The organism is Nocardioides sp. CCNWLW239 (assembly GCF_037137035.1).
Classification (GTDB): Bacteria; Actinomycetota; Actinomycetes; order Propionibacteriales; family Nocardioidaceae; genus Nocardioides.
On record NZ_JBBBNW010000001.1, the window covers coordinates 416,866 to 437,664 of the forward strand.

Annotated in this window: 13 protein-coding genes; 5 read left to right on the top strand and 8 right to left on the bottom strand. The window is 70.7% G+C overall.

What is annotated here, in order from left to right:
• Positions 1 to 22: 22 nt before the first annotated feature.
• Together WBG06_RS02075 and WBG06_RS02080 are read right to left on the bottom strand one after the other, a co-directional pair.
• A complete protein-coding gene (locus WBG06_RS02075) occupies positions 23 to 418 on the bottom strand; it encodes a roadblock/LC7 domain-containing protein (protein ID WP_008360946.1) in 396 nt (131 codons plus the stop codon).
• Positions 415 to 3,702: a sensor histidine kinase gene (locus tag WBG06_RS02080; RefSeq protein ID WP_336734651.1), complete on the bottom strand. Its 3,288-nt coding sequence runs from the start codon at positions 3,700 to 3,702 to the stop codon at positions 415 to 417. The genes WBG06_RS02075 and WBG06_RS02080 overlap by 4 nt, the downstream gene beginning before the upstream one ends.
• Positions 3,703 to 4,120: 418 nt before the next feature.
• Between WBG06_RS02080 and WBG06_RS02085 the strand changes: the two genes are divergently transcribed.
• Positions 4,121 to 4,519, top strand: coding sequence for a cold shock domain-containing protein (locus WBG06_RS02085; protein ID WP_160026974.1), 399 nt, complete (start codon positions 4,121 to 4,123; stop codon positions 4,517 to 4,519).
• Here WBG06_RS02085 and WBG06_RS02090 read toward each other — a convergent pair.
• From WBG06_RS02090 to WBG06_RS02100, 3 genes are read right to left on the bottom strand one after another with little or no spacing between them, the layout of a single operon-like run.
• Positions 4,516 to 5,223, bottom strand: a complete 708-nt coding sequence (locus WBG06_RS02090) for a M50 family metallopeptidase (protein ID WP_336734653.1) — start codon at positions 5,221 to 5,223, stop codon at positions 4,516 to 4,518. The two genes, WBG06_RS02085 and WBG06_RS02090, sit on opposite strands and share 4 nt — an antisense overlap.
• A complete protein-coding gene (locus WBG06_RS02095; protein WP_336734655.1) occupies positions 5,220 to 6,065 on the bottom strand; it encodes an ExsB family transcriptional regulator in 846 nt (281 codons plus the stop codon). The genes WBG06_RS02090 and WBG06_RS02095 overlap by 4 nt, the downstream gene beginning before the upstream one ends.
• Before the next feature lie 9 nt (positions 6,066 to 6,074).
• Complete coding sequence (locus tag WBG06_RS02100; RefSeq protein ID WP_336734657.1) at positions 6,075 to 7,157, bottom strand: nitrate- and nitrite sensing domain-containing protein; 1,083 nt, start codon at positions 7,155 to 7,157, stop codon at positions 6,075 to 6,077.
• A gap of 112 nt (positions 7,158 to 7,269) precedes the next feature.
• Here WBG06_RS02100 and lepB point away from each other — a divergent pair, with 112 nt between their 5' ends.
• The gene (lepB, locus tag WBG06_RS02105) at positions 7,270 to 8,034 is read left to right on the top strand and encodes a signal peptidase I (RefSeq protein ID WP_336734659.1); all 765 of its coding nucleotides are present in this window, start codon (positions 7,270 to 7,272) and stop codon (positions 8,032 to 8,034) included.
• An 87-nt stretch (positions 8,035 to 8,121) separates the two neighbouring features.
• Here lepB and WBG06_RS02110 read toward each other — a convergent pair whose 3' ends face one another.
• The 3 genes from WBG06_RS02110 to WBG06_RS02120 form a co-directional block, all read right to left on the bottom strand.
• On the bottom strand, positions 8,122 to 9,291 hold the full coding sequence (locus WBG06_RS02110) for an RDD family protein (protein ID WP_336734660.1): 1,170 nt from the start codon (positions 9,289 to 9,291) through the stop codon (positions 8,122 to 8,124).
• 64 nt (positions 9,292 to 9,355) lie between these two features.
• Positions 9,356 to 11,266 (bottom strand): FHA domain-containing protein, encoded by a 1,911-nt coding sequence (locus WBG06_RS02115; RefSeq protein ID WP_336734662.1) that lies wholly within the window; start codon positions 11,264 to 11,266, stop codon positions 9,356 to 9,358.
• Positions 11,263 to 12,090 carry a PP2C family protein-serine/threonine phosphatase gene (locus tag WBG06_RS02120; protein WP_336734664.1) on the bottom strand — a complete coding sequence of 276 codons (828 nt, stop codon included), beginning with the start codon at positions 12,088 to 12,090 and terminating at the stop codon, positions 11,263 to 11,265. Before WBG06_RS02120 ends, WBG06_RS02115 begins: the two co-directional genes overlap by 4 nt.
• Positions 12,091 to 12,372: 282 nt before the next feature.
• Here WBG06_RS02120 and WBG06_RS02125 point away from each other — a divergent pair, with 282 nt between their 5' ends.
• From WBG06_RS02125 to WBG06_RS02135, 3 genes are all read left to right on the top strand, one after another.
• Complete coding sequence (locus WBG06_RS02125) at positions 12,373 to 14,379, top strand: helicase-associated domain-containing protein (RefSeq protein ID WP_336734666.1); 2,007 nt, start codon at positions 12,373 to 12,375, stop codon at positions 14,377 to 14,379.
• A gap of 9 nt (positions 14,380 to 14,388) precedes the next feature.
• Positions 14,389 to 16,038 carry a DNA repair helicase XPB gene (locus WBG06_RS02130; RefSeq protein ID WP_336734668.1) on the top strand — a complete coding sequence of 550 codons (1,650 nt, stop codon included), beginning with the start codon at positions 14,389 to 14,391 and terminating at the stop codon, positions 16,036 to 16,038.
• A 108-nt stretch (positions 16,039 to 16,146) separates the two neighbouring features.
• Positions 16,147 to 20,796 (top strand): family 78 glycoside hydrolase catalytic domain, encoded by a 4,650-nt coding sequence (locus WBG06_RS02135; RefSeq protein WP_336734670.1) that lies wholly within the window; start codon positions 16,147 to 16,149, stop codon positions 20,794 to 20,796.
• Positions 20,797 to 20,799 lie beyond the last annotated feature (3 nt).

Sequence of the window (20,799 nt, forward strand, 5' to 3'; positions counted from 1 at the left end):
GGTCCTAGGGTCGGGGCACTGATCAGGCGCCGGTTCTGGTGTCGGGGGTGAGGGCGGTGGCAACACGCGAGATCAACAGCTGCATCTGGTAGCCAACCTGTCCCAGATCGCAGTCGGGGGCGGCGAGGGCAGCAAGGCTGGAACCCTCACCAACCGCCATGAGGACCAGATAGCCACCGTCCATCTCGATGACCATCTGCTGGACATTACCCGCGGCGAAGCACCGAGCTGCTCCCTGGGTAAGACTGGTGAGACCGGAGGCGATCGCCGAGAGCTGGTCGGCCCGGTCCGGGGGGAAGTCGACGGAGCTGGCCATCGGCATGCCATCAGCCGACACCAGGATCGCGTGAGCGATGTCGGGGGTGCGCTGGGTCAGGCTGTCGACAAGCCAGTCCAGTCCTGCGGGGGCCGTTGTCACTGCTGCTCCTCACCTTCGGGGTTGCTTTCCGCATCAGCGGGGTTGTTGCGGGCGCGGCTGACGCCCTTCTGGAAGCTGGACATGCCACGAGTGCGGCGCGCGTCCATGTTACGCGGAGCTGATGTCGGCGGGGTGACGGCCGGGGCAGCACCTGGAATCAGGTTCTGTCCCGGGACGCGCACCGGGAGGCCACCTTGGGTGACCGTCGCCGGCTCCTGCTCCTGCAGCTGCTCCAGCTCCTGCGCCCGACGCCAGCCCTCATCACCAGGCGAGGTCCAGCTGACCGGGGTGGTCGGCTCGTCGTCCTGCGCGACCGGCTCGTCGGCGGCACCGGCCGCAGCGGCAGCGCCGCCAGGAGCCTTGGCGCCCGTCCCGGCCTTGGCGGCCGGACCAGCGAGCGGGTCGCTGAGAGGATCGCCCTTGGACTCCATCGCCCGGCGCGCACCGAGCGGGCGACGACGGGTGAACCACTCGGACTGCAGGTCATCGAAGATCGAGCTGCCCTCGTCGTCGACCATCGGAACCTCGGTGGTCGAGTCGAGCGGGTTGGGCGAGTTGGTCGGCTCCGGAGCCATCGGGCCCATCGGTCCCGGGGCGATCGCATCACCGGCGGGGCCGAACGGGTCGTCGTCGGGGCCGAAGCCCGGCGGCGGCGTACGCGGCGTGGTGCGGTCGTTGGGGCGCTCGAAGGTGCGGAACGTGCCGGTGTCCGTGCCGAACGGGCTGCCACCCTGGCCGCCCGGGTCGCGACGCGGCAGCTCGCCCGCGTCGGTGCTCGGGTCGAAACGGCCGTCGGGGAAGCGCGCAGCCAGGTCCTCGGCCTTGCGGACCGGGAGCATGTTGGACAGGAAGTTCTGCTGCGGGCCGCTCGGGCTCTGCTGCGGGGCCGGCGGCTGGTTGGCGCCGAACGGGTCCCCGCCGTACTGCGGCTGCCCGCCGCTGAACTGCTGCGGCTGCGCAGGGAAGGTGCCGGTGTGCGCGGACTGCGTCTCGAAGCCCGGGTCGCCCGGCATCGGCGGGACACCGCCGTAGGCAGGCTGCTGGCCGGTCTGCGTCCCGGTCTGACCGAAGCCGTTGTGCTGGCCGGACTGGCCGTTGGCACCCTGCTTCGCGAACGCCGAGCCACCACCGGAGAGGTTGGGGTGGTTGGAGGCACCGGGGGTGCGGCTCGGGAGCGCCGGGGGCGCTGCGGCCGAGGCCGAGGGCGCCTCGGGAGCCGGCAGAGCACCGACGGGCACGTCGTAGGGGTTGCCACCGGCGTAGGGCTGGGCGTCGTAGGCGGGCATCCCGTACTGCATCTCGTAGGGAAGCTCGCCGGTGCCCGGGTAGGCGCCGGTCTGCTGGCCGTAGCCGCCCTGCTGGAAGGCGTAGGCGTCGAAGCCCTGCTGCTGCTCGGCCGGGGCCTCGGCGTGGGCACCGACGATCGTGGTGACCGGCATCTCGACGCGCGCGACCACACCGCGGGGGCGGTTGGGAACGAGCTCGATGTAGAGGCCGTGACGCGCCGCGAGGCGCGCGACCACGACCAGACCCATCATCCGGGCGACGTCGGCGTCGAGGCCGGTCGCACGGCGCAGCTTCATGTTGGCCGCGTCGAGCTCCTCCGGCGTCATGCCGATGCCCAGGTCCTCGATCTCGACCAGCAGCGGAGCGGCGGGGCCGGCGCGGAAGGTGCGGATCGTGACCGCGGTGTCGGGCGGGGAGAAGTTGGTGGCGTTCTCGATCAGCTCGGCGAGCAGGTGCACGAGGTCACCCGCGATCGCGCCCTCGAACTCGGCGTTCTCGTCGGAGTCGATGTCGACCCGCGCGAACTGCTCGATCTCGGAGGCGGCCGCTCGGAGCACGTCGAGGACCGGGACCGGGCCACGGGCCGCGTGGCCGATCTCGCCACCGGCGAGAACCAGGAGAGACTCGTCGTTGCGGCGCATCCGGGTGGCGAGGTGGTCCAGACGGAACAGGTTCGCGAGGTCGTCGGGGTCCTGCTCGTTGGCCTCGAGCTGGTCGATGAGCTGCAGCTGACGCTCGACGAGGCTCTGCGAACGGCGGGAGAGGTTCATGAACATCTTGTCGACGTTCGTACGCAGCTCGGCCTGCTCACCCGCCAGCCGGACCGCCTCGGCGTGGACCGCGTCGAACGCGTCCGCGACGTCACCGATCTCGTCTCGGCGCGCGATGTCCAGGGGCTCGACATGGGTGTCGACCGGGCCTTCGGCCTGGTTCATGTAGGCCACTCGCTCGGGCAGGTCGTGGTTGGCCAGGTTGTAGGCCAGACGACGCAGCTGGCTCAGCGGCGACAGGATCGAGCGGGCCGCGACCAGACCGACGGCGAGGGCGAAGATCAGCACGCCGAGGACCAGGAGGCCGATGATGATGGCGTCGCGGCTGGCGTCGTCCTTGATCTGCTCGACGTCGTCGCTGATCTCCTCAGCGGTCTGCACGATCAGCTTCTGAAGGCCACGGATGAACTCGGTGCTGGCCTCGGTGTATTCGTCCGGGGTCATCTTGATCCGGTCCGTGCTGCCGCTGGAGATCACCTGGTTGACGACCCGGTGAGCCGGCGACCCGATCGAGCCCTCGGTGGTGGTCCCGTCGGTCAGCTCGTCGAGGACCTTGCGGATCTCGTCGGAGGTCTTCACGTAGTAGTCGGCGGTGGACAGGCGCCACTTGGCCTCGGCACGGGCGAGCTCGGCGAACTCCGCGTCGGTGAGGACGTCGGGGTTGACCTCCCCTTGCTTCTCCGCAGCGGCCTTCTTGCTCAGCGCCTTCATCATGATGACGCGCTCGACGCCCATCGCCTCGGACGCGGACCGCACGTTGCTGATCGCGGAGATCTTCGAGAAGACCTCGTCGTCCTCCAGCGTCGGCATCTGAGCCGAGATGCCGAACAGGTTGTTCATCACGGTGGTGTAGGCCAGCTGGGCCTCGACCTGGGTGTCCGGCTCCTGGATCCGCGCGCGCAGGTCGTCGATGCCGTTCAGCGCCTGCTGGATCTCGACGATGCTGTTCTCGAGCTCCTTGTCGTCGCCGGCGTCGATCTCCTTCGCCTTGGCGCTCCACGCCTCGATGGACTCGTCGGTCTTCTGCTGCAGCGGTCGCATCACGACGTCGGGGACGCCGCCGATGGCGCCGTCCCGCTCGAAGAGGATGTTGATCGCGAGCGAGTAGGTGTCAGGCAGTGCCTGGGCGACGGTCTCTGCCTGGCGTGCTTCCGCCTGGGCCGAGAGGGCGCGCGAAATGCTCAACCCGCCGAACACCATCGCCGCGATGGTCGGGATGAGCAGCACGAAGATGAGGCGCGCTCGAATTCCCTGCCAGGGCTTACGTTCCGGACGGTGGGCTGTGCTTGCGTATGGCTCGGCCATTACTCCCTCTCGTGGCCATGTCACATCATTCCCGAGAGGTATGCGCCGTCTGTGGCGCACACCCCAGTCCCCCGCCGCGAAGTCTGCTGGCACCCGGGCGTACCTGTCTGCAGTCTTTGGCGACGTAAACCTACGTCATAAGTGGTCTCGATTACCAATGGTGTACGAAATCATTTGCAAATCTATGGAGGGGCAGGCGGAGTATAGGCCGCGAAGGGCCGGAAGGGGCATACCTGACGCGTCGGTGGGTGCCGAGGACTAGGCTCTTCCGCGTCGGCCGTCACAGTCGCCGGGCGACGTACGTTGGAAGCGCTGATGCGCGAGGAAGGGGCAAGCTGCCGTGCCTACTGGCAAGGTCAAGTGGTTCGACGCCACCAAGGGCTTCGGGTTTCTGTCACAGGACGACGGTCCGGACGTGTACGTCCACGCCGACGCGCTCCCTGAGGGCGCTGCCAAGACCTTGAAGGCCGGCACCCGGGTCGAGTTCGGCATCGCCCAGGGCCGCCGCGGCGAGCAGGCGCTCTCGGTGACCATCCTGGAGCGCTCCCCGTCCGTCGCCGGGCGCCAGCGTGCCGCCAAGCGCCGCAAGCCCGAGGAGATGGAGCTGATCGTGGAGAACGTCATCAAGCTCCTCGACGACATCCGTGACGGCTACGCCCAGGGGCGCCCGCCCACGCGCGAGCTGGCCAAGAAGGTCTCCCCCGCGCTCCGTCAGATCGCCGACGAGTTCGAGCTCTAGATCCAGCTCAGGTCGGGGATCAGGGTCTGTACGCCGACCACGAGGCCGGCGATGTTGACGGCCAGCAGCAGCAGGATCCAGAGCACCGACGGGATGCCGGTCAGACCGGCGAGCTGGTCGGGGTCGGAGCCGCGCCGGCCCCGCTCGCCGCGGCCGAGGAGCTCCAGCAGCGGTCGCGGCGAGGCGAGCAGGAGCAGCCAGGTCACCAGGGTCGCGACGATCGTCTGGATGCGGCCGTCGGCATACCAGCTGATCGCACCCAGCGCGGCGCCGAGCACCAGCACGACGACGAGGCCGTAGCCGTTGCGCACCCACAGCAGCAGCACGACCATCGCCGCCACCAGGAGCCACAGCAGCCCCAGGGCGTGGCCGGCGGCGAGCATGGTCGCACTGAGCAGGCCGAGCAGCGCCGGCGCGAGATAGCCGGCGGCGAGCATCGCCACCATCCCCGGGCCGGTCGGCTTGCCGCGCGAGAGCGTGACGCCCGAGGTGTCGGAGTGGAGCTTGATCCCGGACAGTCGTCGCCCCACCAGGACCGCGACGACCGCGTGGCCGGCCTCGTGGACGACGGTGACCCCGAGGCGTACGGTGCGCCAGGACGTGCGCCACACGACGAGCGCCAGGGCGACGAGTCCGGCACCGATCAGCCAGGGCGCTTCGGGGACGGTCTGGGTCGCGGTGATCGTGTCCCAGAACTCGCTCACCGGAAAGCCTGCTCGTTCATCGATCCGGAGCGGAAGCCGCGAGGATCGATCTCCGCGGCGGTGAATCCTGCGTCGGTCACGGTCTTGAGCACCTCGTCGGCATGGTGGGGGTCGAGAGGCAGGAGGGTAGCCGACAGCTCGACCGTGGCCTTCGCCCCGTGGTCGCGCACGCGCAGATCCACCCGGGCGGTGTCGTGGCCGTGGGAGGCCAGGACGCTGCGTACGTCCTGCTCTGCTCTCTCCACGCGCGCCAGCCGGTGCGGGGTGACCTCGAGGCCGTAGGCGATCCGGCTGGAGAGGCAGGCAGCGGCCGGCTTGTCCCAGGTCGGCAGACCCCAGCGGCGCGAGGCCTCGCGGATCTGCGCCTTGGTCAGACCGGCGTCCTTGAGCGGGGTGATCGCGCCGCGCTCGGCGGCCGCGCGGATCCCGGGCCGGAGACCGTTGATCCCCTCGATCGCGTCGTCGGCGTTGGTGCCGGTGGCCACGTGGGCCAGGCCGAGGTCGCGGGCGATCGGGACCAGGGTGTCGAGCAGCTCCGCCTTGCAGAAGAAACATCTGTCGGTGCCGTTGGCCCGATAGCCCTCCCGCTCGATCTCGTGGGTCCGGGGAGTGACGAGGCGTACGCCGAGGCTCCTCGCGAACTCCGCGGCCGGGTCTCGCTCGGAGATCGGCAGACTGTCCGAGTAGCCGGTCGCAGCGACGACGTCGTCGCTGGTCAGAGCCCTGGTTGCGGCCGCCAGGAGGAAGGCGCTGTCGGCTCCTCCCGAGTAGGCGATCAGCACGCTCCCCCGGGCCTGTAGATCCGCTTCGAGAGCATGGAGCCGTTGGTCGAGGTCGGACACGCTCCGACCCTATCCGTGGGATCCAGGCGTGTTCGCGGATCGGCGCCGGGAGGCCAGGACCACCAGCAGGACCACGAGCACGATCAGGACCACGACGAGGACGGTCACGACGGCGGCGGTGAGAACGAGCGCGACGAGCGCGGTGCGTGTGGCGTCGTCGCGATCGGCACGCACCCCCTCGGCGGTCTCCTGGGCTGAGCCGAGGAGCACCTCCTGGAGGCCGCGCACGAAATCGGTGCTGGAGGCGAGGTACGAGTCCAGGGTCAGCGGGGTGGCGCCATCGGCGATGACCTCGCTGACGGCCTGGCGAGCAGGCACACCCGTGGCGCCCTCCGCGGCCGTGCCGTCGGTCAGCTCGTCGAGCGCTCGGCGCCGATCGTCCGAGGACGCCTCGTAGAAGGCCGCCAGCGAGCGCCGCAGCTCGGAGTCGGCCTCGGTGAGCGCCGCGATCTCGCGCTCGCCGGCCTGCTTCCTGCCAGGCGAGGGCGGACCCGAGAGCACGGCCATCATGGTCGCGCGCTCCTTCCCGAGCGCCTCCCACACGGCAGGCACGTGGCCGATCGCTTCGATCTCAGCGGCGGCCCGGCCATCGCCCGAGGCCGGCAGCTCGTCCGCGAGGCCGAACAGGTCGTTGCTCAGGGCGGTATAGCCCGCGGTCCCTTCGGCGCGGTCGTTCTGCATCTGCGTACGCAGACCGTCGATGTCATCGAGCCCATCGGTGATCCGGGCGAGCGTCTCGTCGAGCTCCGTGTCGTCGCTGCTGTGGATCTCCAGCGCCCGATCGCGCCACGCCTGCACCGACTCGTCGGTGGCCTGCCGCAACGGCCGGAGCACGACGGGCGGTGCACCGGCCGCCATCGCATCACGTTCGAAGGACAGGGCGACCGCGAGGTCGAAGGTCTCCGGGAGTGCCTCAGCGAGCGCCTCGGTCCGCTCGCCGGGTCCGTCGTGGCTGGTCGCGCGCGAGACCCCCAGATAACCGAGGGCTCCCGCCGCGACGGTGACGATCACGATCAGCACGAGGACGGACCAGATCGCCCACGTGCCCTTCTCGGCCCGCTCGTGGGTCGGGGGTGGCAGGGTGTTGGTCATGACGCCCTCTCGGGTTCGGATGAGTGAGACCATAGGACAGAGGCCGCGGCACGCACCCGTGAATTCTGGATAGCGCCCGGGTCCGGGACCATCCTCTGGATAGGGTCTGCGCATGGGGGCAGAGTTGGACGCGTCGGCGAAGTCGGGCCCACGGTCGAAGGGATTCCTGGGGTCGCTCGTCGAGATCCTGATCATCGCGGTGACCGCGATCCTGCTCGCCGTCGTCATCAAAACGTTCCTCGCCCAGGCGTTCTACATCCCCTCGGAGTCGATGGAGCCCGGGCTCGAGGTCAACGACCGGGTGCTCGTCGAGAAGCCGTCCTACTGGATGGGCGGCACGCCCGAGCGCGGCGACGTGGTCGTCTTCACCGATCCCGGCGGCTGGCTCTCGGCCAACCAGGTCGCTCCCCCACCGACCGGCTTCAGGGCCGTGCTCGCCAAGATCGGTCTCTACCCGACCGGCGACCACCTGGTGAAGCGGGTGATCGGAGTCGCCGGCGACACCGTGGAATGCTGCGACTCAGGTCGCATCGTGATCAATGGAACGCCTGTGGACGAGTCTTCGTTCATCGCCCCTGCCGATACCTGTGACGGCCCGATGGCCCAGGACAACGGCGCGTACGTCAAGGGCGGCTGCCGTGGCTGGAAGGCCGTCGTCCCCGAGGGCCGGCTCTTCGTGATGGGCGACAACCGCGCCAACTCCGCCGACTCGTCCTTCCACCTGTGCAGCCCCGAACGCCAGGAGTCGGGCGACGCGGCGTGCTCGAACGCCTACGTACCCGTCTCCGACGTCGTCGGCCGCGTCGCCGTCGTCTTCTGGCCCACCGACCGCTTCGGGGTCGAGCACCGACCCGAAGTCTTCGACTCCGTCGACTGAGCCCCCTCCTGCCGAGGCGTCACGCGCGTCGGCCGAGACGTCACCTGGGTGACGTCTCGGCCGACGTAGCCGACGCCTCGGCTGGGGTCAGGCTTCGCGGACCACGTCCATGGTGCGGTCGCCGAACTTGACCTTGTCACCGTGGACGAGCGCGGCCGGGCGGCGGGCACCAAGGGCGCGAGCGGCACCCTTGCGGATCAGCGTGGTGCCGTTGGTGGAGCCGCGGTCCATGACCACAAGGGTGCCGTCGGCGGCGACCTGGAACTGAGCGTGGGTCTTCGACAGGGACATGTCGCTCGAGGAGAGCGCGACCCGGTGGGCGACCTCCTCGCCCGGACGCGGCTCGGGGCCACGACCGACGATGGCGAGACCCTCGACCACGAAGCTCTGGCCGGTGTCGAAGGTGACCCGCCAGCGGGCCGTCACCACAGGCTGCGGAGCCGGTGCCGGCGGCGCCGGCGGGGACGGCTGCACTGCCACCGGTACGGACGGCGCGGGCGGGGTGGGTGTCGGCGCGACGGGAGCCGGCGGGGCGGGCGTCGGCGGTGCCGGGGCCGGCGGGACGGGAGCAGGCGGCGTCTGCCGGGCGATGGGCGACGGGACCTGGGTCTGGGCCGCCTGAGCCTCGGCCTGGGCTGCAGCGCTCTGGGTCGGGGCAGCCGGAGTCTGCGGTCGCTCGGCCCGGTCCGGGGTCGCCTCGGCCTGCTTCAGACGCATGGTCGTCAGGTTGACGATGCGTCGCGGCGCCGGGGCCTCTTCCTCGGCCTCGACGACAGGCGGAGGACGTACGTCGACCACGACCGAGCCCGCACGGCGGTCATGCCACCCCTGACGACGGCCACGGTCGTCCATGGCGGCGACCCAGGCGAAGGTGGCGGTGCCGATGCCGAGGGTCGGGATGGTGCAGAGGCCGAGCAGGGCCTGGCGTACGAATGCCTTGCCGACGCCGATCGGGCGACCGGCGGCGCCCGAGTCATCGCTGACCACGCGGAGCCCGAGAGCCATCTTTCCCGGAGTCTTGCCCCCGGAGCCGGTGAGTATGGTGCCGACCAGCCAGACCACGAGCACCACGCCGGCGATCAGAGCGACGCCGAGCAGCGGTTCGCCGTTGCGGAAGAAGAGCAGCCAGGCGACGAACCCCGCGGCAGCGAAGATCGCCCACGCGATCACCCGGTCGATGGCGAAGGCGTAGAATCGCCGATCCGGTTCCGCGATGGCCGCCTCGACCGACGGGGCCTGGAAGCCGGCCACGCTCATGCCGTCGCCTCCGTAGTGGAGAACAAAGAATACGGACACGACGGCATGAGCGAGAGCCGCTGGTTCACGGGTTGGTCACCCGGATCGTGAGGCTGTCACCGAGGTCGATGACGGCGCCGGGCATCAGCTGGACGGGTACGCCGGGGCGCAGGTCCTCCGGGCCGAGCCCGGGCTGGACCAGCACGGTGCCGTTGGTCGAGCCGAGGTCGGTGACCACCGCGGCGCCGTGGTCGACCCCGGCACCGGGACGGATCTCACAGTGGGTCGAGGAGATCTCCTGATGCGGGCTCGGCACCGTCACGAGCATCGGCTGCTCGGTGGGCGTGAACCGGCTCGCCTCGGGGGCACGGCCGACCAGGACCACACGGTCCACCTCGACACGGTCGCCGCTGGAGAACTCCAGGCGCGCGACCGGGTAGGCGGTCACCTTCGGGGCCTCGGGCTGACCGGGGATCCCGGCGAGACCTGCGTTGAGGTCCTCGCCCACGCCGATGCGGGTCAGACCGTCGTGGTCGTCCTCATCGGGGTTGGGCTCCTCCCAGACCGGCTCGTCGTGGAACTCGGGGGCCGGTGCCACCGGCGGAGCCGGCGGCGCGGGCGGGGCGGGCGGTGCCGGGAACGCCGGAGGGGCGGGCGGTGCCGGTGGGATCTCGGTCGCCTGCGCGTCGACCGGCGGGCCGTCCGCGGGCGGTGCCTCGATCGGCGCGGAGTCGATCAGGCCGTCGGCCGGCGCGTCCTCGAAGGGAGGAGCGGGCGGCGCGTCGACCGGCGGAGGCGGGGGCGTCGTCAGCGGCGGCGGAGGCGGCACCGACGGCGGACCGAAGGAAGGCGCCGAAGCAGACTCGGGCTCGTCGTAGGACTCTGGCTCGTCGTAGGACTGCTCGTCGACAGCCGGGAGGACCTCGGTCTCGGCGTCGGACCCGACCTCCGAGTCGGTCACGGGCTCCGGGGACACCGCGGAGGGCCCGAAGGACGATGCCACGGCAGCGGCGTGCTCGTCGCTGGCGTAGTCGTCCTCGTAACCGCTGGAGACGGGCTCGGAGAGATCCTCGTCGGCGTCCTGCGAGGCCGCCGGCATCTCGAACGCCTCGGTCGGCTCGGTCAGGTCGTCGTGACGCGGCGCCGGCGCGGAGCCGGACTCGTCGCCACGGTTGACCGAGATGGGCTCGTCCGAGTCGGCGTCGGAGTCGGGCTCCGGCCCGAAGTCGGCGTCCGGCTCGACGTCGGTGTCGCTGCCAAGACCCGGGAGGTCCCCGGAGACCGGGATCGGCGGCACGACCGAGAGCGAGGGCGGAGCCGCCACCGGCTCGTCCTCGTCGCGGCCCTGCTCCGCGTCGGCCTCGGCGTCGGCATAGCTCTCGTCGGGCAGCGGGTCGGTGAGCGGGTCGACCGGCGCCGACTCCTCCTCGATGCCATCCTCGATGCCGTCCTCGGGGCCCTCCTCGACCGCCACCGGGGCGCCGACGAAACCGGCGCGGCTCTCCGGCGAGTCGTCGTGGATGGACTCCGGGACCGGCGGCGGAACCTCGAGACCCGAGACCCGAAGCAGGCCACCGAGCGCCGTCATCGGCTCACCGGTGGCGCCCTCCTCGCCGAGCGAGACGGACATCCGCGTGACACCGTCCAGGGTGCGCTCCACCCAGGTCTTCGACGACGAGCCGTCGACCTCGACAGTGCCCTCGCTGGCCTCGAAGGAGACCACCGACGGACCGCGCACGACCGTGCGTACGCTCCCGCCCTCAGGCCTCACGTCACCGGAGATGAGGACGAAGCCCGGCAACGAGCTCAGCCCGGTCGCGACAAGCGCGTCGAGCACCTCGTCGAACCCGGCACCGTCGTCGACGAGAGCCCACAACGCCCCCGCCCGACTCTTCTCCGAGGGCGGGAGCAGCACCGTGGCGCTCTCACCGATGATGCCGAACCACGTGCCCGGCATGTAGGACGTGCTTGCGATGGTTGCTGACTGCTCACTCATGGCAGCACTCCTAGCTTCTGCTCCATACTCACCCTTTGTTGCTCCGAGTCATACGGGTTCTCCTCGGTCAATCCCATCACATCGACCACGATCGCTGTGGCGTTGTCCCGGCCACCTGCCTCGACCGCAGCGGCGACGAGCTTCTCGGCGGTGTCGCGGGCGTCGGTGTCCTCCGCCGCGAGGATGTCGGCGATCTCGGCATCCGAGATCATCCCGCTCACGCCGTCCGAGCACAGCATCAGCCGGGCGCCTACGGGCAGCGTCACCTGGAAGATGTCGGGGACGGCCGGGGCCATGCCGCCGAGGGCCCTGGTCACGACGTTGCGCTCCGGGTGGTGCTCGGCCTGCTCGGGCGTGATCTGCCCGGAGTCGACGAGCTCCTGGACCAGGCTGTGGTCGCGGCTGAGCTGGCTCAACGTACCGTCGAAGTAACGGTAGATACGCGAGTCGCCGACGTTGAGCAGGATCCACAGCGGGCTGCTGCCGCCATCGGCGACCAGGGCAGCGGCGCAGGTGGTGCCGGACTGGTAGTCGGAGGCTCCGCGCGAGCGCTGCTCGAGCGCGAAGGCCACGATCCGGTCCTGCGCCGCCTGGAGCGCCTCGACCATCGCCTGGCTGCCGGTCTCGGAGACGTAATGGGTGCCGCCGAGCTTGGCGAACTCCTGGATCACCATCTCGCTGGCGATGTCACCGCCGTCATGGCCACCCATACCGTCGGCGACGACGAAGACCGGAGGCTCTGCCACGTGGGAGTCCTCGTTGACCTTCCGCACCTGGCCGACATCGGTCGCGGCCCCGTGCGCGATCACTACTTTCCTGGACATCTCGCCCCCTAGGCCTGCCGGGATAGCGTGATGCCGATGGACACAGGCTTCCGCTCTCTCGCAGACCAGTTGCGCTCTTGGCCCACAGAGCGCATCTCACGCCTGCTTCTTGCTCGTCCTGATCTCGCCACGCCGTCCCCTCATGACTCCGGCCAACTCGCCGCCCGAGCAGCCACTCGCACATCCTTGCACCACACGCTGGATGACCTTAACCATCTCGAGCTGATCGTGCTTGATGCCGTTGTCCTCGCGAATCAAACCACCAAAGCCCACTTATCTTCCATGGTGAACGCGGAAGTGGGCGCCGCGACACGGGCACTTTCTCATCTGGAGGACACCTGCCTGGTCTGGCACTCCGTCGACGGCCTGCGCGCCGTCACCGGCGTCTCGGCCTTGCTCCGGGGTTCCCCGGGCGTCTCCGGGCTCCAGCCGTTCGCCGACGATCTCGGGGATGACCAGGGAGAAGTCGCACGCCGCCTGGCAGCCGTCTCCGCCGAGGCACGCACGATGCTGGAGGCCGTCGACGCCGGCGGCGGGCAGGCGTCGTCCTCCCGCGCGCGCCCGCGCGTGTCGGTGGCGGAGGCCGCCGGACCAGCCGAGGAGCTGATCGCGCACGGGCTGCTGGTCTCCTCGAGCGACGGGATGCTGACCCTGCCCGGCCAGGTCGGGCTCGCGCTGCGAGGCGGACGGACGACGTCGGCTCCCGCGGACGTCCCACCATCGGTGCCGACCTCGCCGCGGTCGTCCGAGCTCGTCGACCGGGCTGCCGCGGGCGCCGCCTTCGAGCTCGTACGCAACCTCGAACTGCTCCTCGACGCCTGGGGCGTCGCGCCGCCCCGGTCACTGCGCGGCGGAGCCGGGTTGACCGTGCGTGACCTGAAGGCCACCGCCGAGCGGCTCCACGTCACCGAGGCCACCGCGGCCCTGCTGATCGAGGTCGCCTGGGCCGCGGGACTGCTCGCGCTCGGCACCGACGAGGAGGGGGATCCGTCCTGGATGCCGACCGAGCTCTTCGACCAGTGGCTCCCACAGCCCCTGGCCGCCCGCTGGGCGCACGTGGCCGGCCACTGGCTGGGCTCCCCGCGACTTCCCGGGCTCGTGGGCCAGCGCGATCCGGCGGGAAAGACCTGGAACGCGCTGGCACCGGACATGGCCGGGGCTTCGGCCGTGGAGATGCGACGGCTGACCCTGCGCCTCCTTGCTGAGCTCCCGGCCGACGAGGTGCTGGCCGCCGGGACCGGGCCTGCGGCCGTCGTCGCGCGCCTCGCCTGGGAGCGGCCTCGGCGACCGCGCACCCGCACCGAGTCCCGCGAGTCGCTGGTGGACTGGACGCTCACCGAGGCGGAGGTGCTCGGGCTGGCGGCGTTCGGGGGGCTGTCTGCGTACGGTCGGGAGCTCGTGGCCGGCGACGACCCTGTCCCGACCCTCGCCGGGCTGCTGCCGGAGCCGGTCGACCATGTGCTGCTCCAGGGTGACCTGACAGCGGTCGCGCCGGGGCCGCTGGAGCCCGCGCTGGCGCGCACCCTGGCCGTGGTGGCGACGGTGGAGTCGCACGGCGGGGCGACGGTCTACCGGTTCACGAAGGAATCCGTGCGCCGGGCGATGGACCGCGGCTGGACCGCCACCGAGATCCACGCCTTCCTCGCCGCCGCCTCCCGCACGCCCGTACCGCAGGCCCTGACCTACCTGGTCGACGACACCGCGCGCACCTTCGGGACCGTCCGGGTCGGGTTCGCTGCCGCGTATCTGCGCAGCGACGACGAGGCCGCGCTGGCCGAGCTGCTGGCCCACCCGGCGGCCGAGTCCCTGGGGCTGCGCCGGCTCGCCCCGACGGTGGTCATCAGCACCGTCGCGCTCGACTCGCTCCTCCCCCGCCTGCGCGAGCTCGGCCTGGCGCCGGTCGTCGAGGCGCCCGACGGGTCGGTCCACGTGGCCCGGCCGGACGCCAAGCGTGCCAAGGCTCGCAACGCGCAGCGTCCGGCAGGCGCCCAGGAGGCCCACCTCGCGGCCCGCGCGACCGCGGTGGCGACCAGGATCAAGGCAGGTGACGAGAGCGCGCCCTCGCGCCCGGCGCCGCCGGACCCTGCCTCGACGATGGCGATCCTCCACGAGGCCATCGACGCCAAGGAGCAGGTGGTGATCTCCTACGTCGACGCCCGTGGGGTACCCGGCGAGGCGCGGGTCGAGCCGCTGGGGCTCGACGGCGGCTCTCTCGCGGCACGGGTCGAGGACGACGTACGCTCCTTCGCCCTCTCCCGTGTGCGGAGCGTGCGCCCGGCGCGGCCGTAGGCTGGTCCGGTGAACGACGGCCCTCTGATCGTCCAGTCGGACAAGACGCTGCTGCTCGAGGTCGACCATGCCCGGGCAGGTGAGTGCCGCAAGGCGATCGCGCCGTTCGCCGAGCTGGAGCGGTCGCCGGAGCACATCCACACCTACCGCCTCACGCCGTTGGGGCTGTGGAACGCGCGCGCGGCCGGGCACGACGCCGAGCAGGTGGTCGACACGCTCCTGGAGTTCTCCCGCTATCCCGTTCCGCACGCCCTGCTGGTCGACGTCGCCGAGACGATGGCCCGCTATGGCCGCTTGCGGTTGGAGAAGAACCCGGTCAACGGGCTGGTCCTGGTGTCCTCGGACCGCGCGGTGCTGGAGGAGGTCGTCCGGGCGAAGAAGGTAGCCGGGATGCTCGGTGCCCGGGTCGACGAGGACACCATCGCCGTCCACCCCTCCGAGCGCGGCAACCTCAAGCAGGCGCTGCTCAAGCTCGGCTGGCCGGCCGAGGACTACGCCGGTTATGTCGACGGTGAAGCGCACCCGATCGCGCTCGACACCACCGACTGGAATCTCCGTCCCTACCAGTCGGAGGCGGCCGAGTCGTTCTGGCACGGCGGCTCCGGTGTCGTCGTGCTCCCCTGCGGTGCCGGCAAGACGCTCGTCGGCGCTGCCGCGATGGCCCATGCTCAGGCGACCACGCTGATCCTCGTCACCAACACCGTCTCCGCGCGGCAGTGGAAGGACGAGCTCGTACGCCGCACCTCACTGACCCCGGACGAGATCGGCGAATACTCGGGGTCGGTCAAGGAGATCCGGCCGGTCACGATCGCCACCTACCAGGTCCTGACCACGCGCCGGAAGGGCGCCTACCCTCACCTGGAGCTGCTCGACGCCCGCGACTGGGGACTGGTCGTCTACGACGAGGTCCACCTCCTGCCTGCTCCGATCTTCCGGATGACCGCCGACCTGCAGGCCCGCCGCCGGCTCGGCCTGACCGCCACGCTGGTGCGCGAGGACGGGCGCGAGGGGGACGTCTTCTCCCTGATCGGCCCCAAGCGCTACGACGCCCCCTGGAAAGACATCGAGGCGCAGGGCTGGATCGCCCCGGCGGACTGCGTCGAGGTGCGGGTGACCCTGCCTGCCGACGAGCGACTCGTCTACGCCACCGCCGAGCCGGACGAGCGCTACCGGATCGCCTCGTGCACGCACCACAAGATCGACGTGGTCAAGGAGATCGTCGCCTCCCACGCCGGCAAACCGACGCTGGTGATCGGGCAGTATCTCGAGCAGCTCGACGAGATCGCCGCCGCGCTCGACGCCCCGGTGATCGAGGGCAAGACGTCGGTCAAGGAGCGGCAGCGGCTCTTCGACGCCTTCCGCGCCGGGGAGATCGACCTGCTCGTCGTCTCCAAGGTCGCCAACTTCTCCATCGACCTGCCCTCGGCGGAGGTCGCGATCCAGGTCTCCGGCGCCTACGGATCGCGCCAGGAGGAGGCCCAGCGGCTCGGCCGGCTGCTGCGCCCCGGCGACGGCAACAAGACCGCGCACTTCTACACGATCGTCTCCCGCGACACCATCGACGCCGACTTCGCCCAGAACCGTCAGCGCTTCCTGGCCGAGCAGGGCTATGCCTACCGGATCGTCGACGCCGACTCCCTCGACGACCTCACGTCCTGACCGGTTGAATCGTTGATCGTGGCCGGATGCGGCCAAGTCGCTGCACGCGCGATGTGACGAGCGCCATACTCGATGAAGCGTTTCAATTCATCGACATCAGGAGTCCGCGTGCGCCGACACATCGCCGGGCTGGTCACGGCCACCTTCGCCGTCATCCTCTCCCCCGCACTGCCCCCACTCGCCGCCAGCGCAGTCCCACCGACCGAGAGCGTGGGCGCCGTCCCCGTCGTCGACGAGCTGCGTACGAATGCGCTGGTCGATCCGCTCGGCATCGCGACGACCGCCCCCACGCTGGGCTGGCAGCTCGACTCCGAGCGCCGCGGCGTGACCCAGAAGGCCTACCAGATCCGGGTCGCATCCTCGGAGCGACGGCTCACCTCGCCCGACGTGTGGGACAGCCGGAAGGTGAAGTCCGGGCGGTCCGTCGACGTCCGGTACGCCGGGCCGGCCCTGAAGCCCCGCACCGACTACGTCTGGTCGGTGCGGGTCTGGGACGACGACGGCGTCGCCTCCGCGTGGAGCGAGCCGGCGACGTTCTCCACCGGCCTCGGCAAGGAAGCGTGGACCGCTGACTGGATCGGCGCGGAAACCCCCGAGCTGGGCGCGGAGTGGACCGACTACACGATCGAGTTCACCGCCTCCGACATCGGCGGAGCCCTCGGCGTCTACTTCCGTGGCGAGAACACCGAGAACGCCTACATGTGGCAGTTCAGCGAGTCCGAGGACGCGCTTCGCCCACACGTGAAGCGCAACGGCGGCTACTCCGTGCTGCCCGCGAAGCCGGTCCCGAGCGGCTTCGACTTCGCCGCGGAGCACGACTACGCGATCACCGTCGCGGGCGACACGATCACGACCTCGATCGACGGCCAGCAGCTCGACCAGCGCACCGATGCCACCTTCGCGGGGCCCGGGGTCATGGGATTCCGCACCAGCGGGCCCGAGCACGGACTGGTCCACGACGTGTCCGTCACCAGCGCCGGTGGCACCACCCTCGTGGACACCGACTTCCCAGCCGGCGACCGCACCTTCACCGCCGGCACCGTCACCGCGGACGGACTCCGGGTCGACAACGCCGGCGGCGAGGCATGGCTGCGCGGCGACGACGCGGTGCCGCTGCTGCGCAAGGAGGTCGATCTGGGATCGAAGAAGGTCACCCGCGCCCGCGTCTACGCCTCGGCGCGCGGTGTCTACGAGCTGCGCCTCAACGGCAAGCGGGTCGGCGACGCCGAGCTGGCGCCCGGCTGGACGGCGTACGACAAGCGCATCGACTACCAGACCTACGACGTGACCGAGCTGGTGCGCTCCGGATCGAACGTGTTCGGGGCCGAGGTGGCGCCCGGCTGGTACTCCGGCAAGGTCGCGATGTTCGGCACCGACGTCTACGGCACCGACAACTCCGTGATCGCCGAGCTCGTCGTCGACTACTCCGACGGCACCAGCGAGGTCGTACGCACCGATGACACCTGGCGCACCACCGGCGGGCCGACCCGCGAGGCCGACCTCCTCGACGGCGAGTGGTACGACGCCCGCCGCGCGGCGGAGGTCGACGAGTGGGACGAGGCCGGCTTCGACGCCGAGGGCTGGGCACCGGTCGCCGTCAAGGACGAGCCGACCGATGTCCTCGAGCCGCAGACTGCCGTCGACGTACGCGTCACCGACGAGCTCGAGACCGCCAAGCGGATCGACTCCCCGACCGAGGGTGTCTACCTCTACGACCTCGGCCAGAACATGGTCGGCCACGTCCGTCTCACCCTGCAGGGAGAGAAGGGCGAGACGGTCACGATCCGCCACGGCGAGGTGCTCAACCCCGACGGCACCCTCTACACCGCCAATCTCCGCAGCGCGAAGGCCACGGACACCTACACCTTCGGGTCGGACGAGCCCGAGACGTACGAGCCGTCCTTCACCTTCCACGGCTTCCGCTACGTCGAGATCTCCGGGGTGGACGAGGCACCTGACGCCTCCGACATCGTCGGCGTCGTGGTCGGCACCGACGGCGACCTGACCAGCACGCTGGACACCAGCTCGGGCCTGGTCGACCAGCTGCAGAGCAACATCGTGTGGGGCATGCGCGGCAACTTCCTCTCCATCCCGACCGACACCCCGGCTCGTGACGAGCGGATGGGGTGGACCGGTGACATCAACGTGTTCGCCCGGACCGCGGTCTACAACATGGACTCCGAGTCGTTCCTGACCAAATGGCTGCAGGACCTGCGCGACACCCAGCGGCCCAACGGATCGCTGCCCGGCGTCGCCCCGGTCGTCCCGGGCCGCTTCGACGGCGGCTACGAGTCGGCCGGCTGGATGGACGCAGGCGTGCACGTGCCGTGGACGCTGTGGCAGGCCTACGGCGACACCGGCGTCATCACCGAGAACTACGACATGATGAAGCGGTACGTCGACTTCCTCGACGCCGACTCGACCGGACACATCCGATCCGCCGGCGGCTACCTGGACTGGCTCAACCTCGACGACCCGACACCCGCGGACGTCCTGGACACCGCCTTCGTCGCGAAGAGCACCCGGGAGTTCGCGCAGATGGCGAAGGCCATCGGCAGGGACGCCGACGCCGCTGCCTACCACGAGCGCTACGAGGCCATCCGGGCGGCCTACCAGCAGGCGTTCATCGCGGCCGACGGGTCCGTCAAGGGCGACAGCCAGACCGCGTACATCCTCACCCTGACCAACGACCTCGAGCCCGAGGACCGGCGCGATGCGGTCTACGCCCAGTTCGTCGAGACGCTCGAGCGGCGTGACTACCACCTCTCGACCGGGTTCCTCGGCGTCGACGGCCTGCTGCCTGCACTGACCAAGGCCGGACGCACCGACATCGCCTACCGGCTGCTGCAGCACGAGGACTATCCGTCGTGGGGCTACGAGATCGGCAAGGGCGCCACCACGATCTGGGAGCGCTGGAACTCGATCAACCCGGACGGCACCTTCAACGACGTGGGCATGAACTCCTTCAACCACTACGCCTACGGCGCCGTCGGCGAGTGGATGTATCGCACCATGGCCGGCGTCTCGGCCGCCGAGCCCGGCTACCGCAAGATCTCGATCGCGCCGGAGCCCGGAGACGGCGTCGACGACGTCGACTACAGCCTCCAGACCCCGTACGGCACCGTACGCAGCGCGTGGACGACCGGCGACGGGCCGATGACCCTCGACGTGACCGTCCCGGCCAACACGACCGCCGAGGTGCGGATCCCGGCCGCCAACCGGTGGGCGGTGACCGAGGGCGGTTCGCCGATCGAGAACTCGGAGCACGTGGAGTTCGTGCGTGAGGACGAGGACGTGGTCGTTCTCGAGGTCGGATCCGGCGACTACAGCTTCGCGGTCGCCCCCGCTCTCGGGGACCTCGGCGCCGCCCGGGCTGAGGCCGCCGCGACAGCTGGGCAGATCTCCTCGCTGAGCCTCGCCGGGCCGGCGGGCAAGGCCGCCAAGCGCGACCTCACGAAGCGGACCGCCCAGCTGCGCGACCAGATCGACGACGCCTGGGGCCTCGCCGCCGGTGACGCCGAGGAAGAGCGGGTCGCCGAGGCGGTCCATCGTGCCCTCGCGGCGACCGCGAACCTCGACCGCGCCGTGCAGATGTACGCCGAGAACGGCATGCTCACCGACGCGGCCGCGGCAGGTCTGCGCGATCGGCTGACGGCGATCGAGAAGAGTCTCTCCCGAGCGTCGGCCCGGCTGGTCGGAGCGGTCGCCGTCCTGCAGGTGCCCGACGAGGAAGTCCTTCCCGGCGACGCCGTCGAGGTGTCGGTGCGGGTCGACAACTCCGGCAAGCAGTCACTGCAAGAGGTGGCCTCGTCGCTCGAGGTGCCGGACGGATGGACCGCCGAGCAGGTCGGTGCGCCCGCCGACACCGTGCCCGCCGGCGGGCAGGTCGAGCACCTCTATGAGGTCACGGTGCCGGAGGATGCCGCCGTGGGTCCCACGGAGCTCAGCGGTGAGCTGTCCTACAGCCGCTCGGGTGGCACCGCCAGGCTCCCGGTGGGAGGCACCCTGGTGGTCGGGCCCGGCGTGCAGATCGCCGCAACCTCGAGCGCCCCGGCCTCGGTCGACGGCGGACAGACCGCGACCGTCACCGCGACGCTGCACAACCGCAGCGCCGTCACCCAGCGTGGCGAGCTGTCGCTGACCGGTCCCGCCGGCTGGTCGACAGAGCCGGTGGGCTACGAGATCCCCGCCGGTCAGGACGACGATGTGGAGGTCGAGGTCGTCGTGCCGCAGACGGTCGTGGCCGGCCCGGTCTCCCTGACCATGGCGACCGGGGCGACGCCGGCGGAGCAGGCGGCGGCCACCGTGACCGTCGGACTCGCGACGCCACCGTCGGAGTCGACCGACCACATCGACCTCGGCGAGGCGACCTCGGAGAAGGCCCACGGGCTGACCGCCTCCGAGCGGTCGGGCACCAACCAGGAGGCCGGGCTGACCCGCCGCTACACACACTCCTCCTACCCGGGCGGCTGGTTCGAGTTCGACGCGGCGGTGCCGACGAGCGGATCGTTCGTGGTCCGCGTCGTGGAGACGTTCGACGGAGCACGACGCAAGACCTACGACGTCGAGCTCGACGGCCAGGTCGCGCACAGCGTCGACCTGACCCGCACCAGCGGTGGGCAGGGCACGATGACCCACCAGTTCCTGGTGGAGCCCTCGGCGCAGACCGCTGACGGCTCGGTGCGGATCCGGTTCCGGGACACCGGCGCCGACTACGACCCGTCCGTCGCCGACGTCTGGGTGGTGCCGGTGGCATGAGCC

Excerpts from the sequence above, each read along its gene's own strand:
- WBG06_RS02115 (WP_336734662.1), bottom strand. The coding sequence starts at position 11,266 with ATGAGTGAGCAGTCAGCAACCATCGCAAGCACGTCCTACATGCCGGGC.
- WBG06_RS02100 (WP_336734657.1), bottom strand. The coding sequence starts at position 7,157 with ATGACCAACACCCTGCCACCCCCGACCCACGAGCGGGCCGAGAAGGGC.
- WBG06_RS02125 (WP_336734666.1), top strand. The coding sequence starts at position 12,373 with ATGGTGAACGCGGAAGTGGGCGCCGCGACACGGGCACTTTCTCATCTG.
- WBG06_RS02110 (WP_336734660.1), bottom strand. The coding sequence starts at position 9,291 with ATGAGCGTGGCCGGCTTCCAGGCCCCGTCGGTCGAGGCGGCCATCGCG.
- lepB (WP_336734659.1), top strand. The coding sequence starts at position 7,270 with ATGGGGGCAGAGTTGGACGCGTCGGCGAAGTCGGGCCCACGGTCGAAG.
- WBG06_RS02120 (WP_336734664.1), bottom strand. The coding sequence starts at position 12,090 with ATGTCCAGGAAAGTAGTGATCGCGCACGGGGCCGCGACCGATGTCGGC.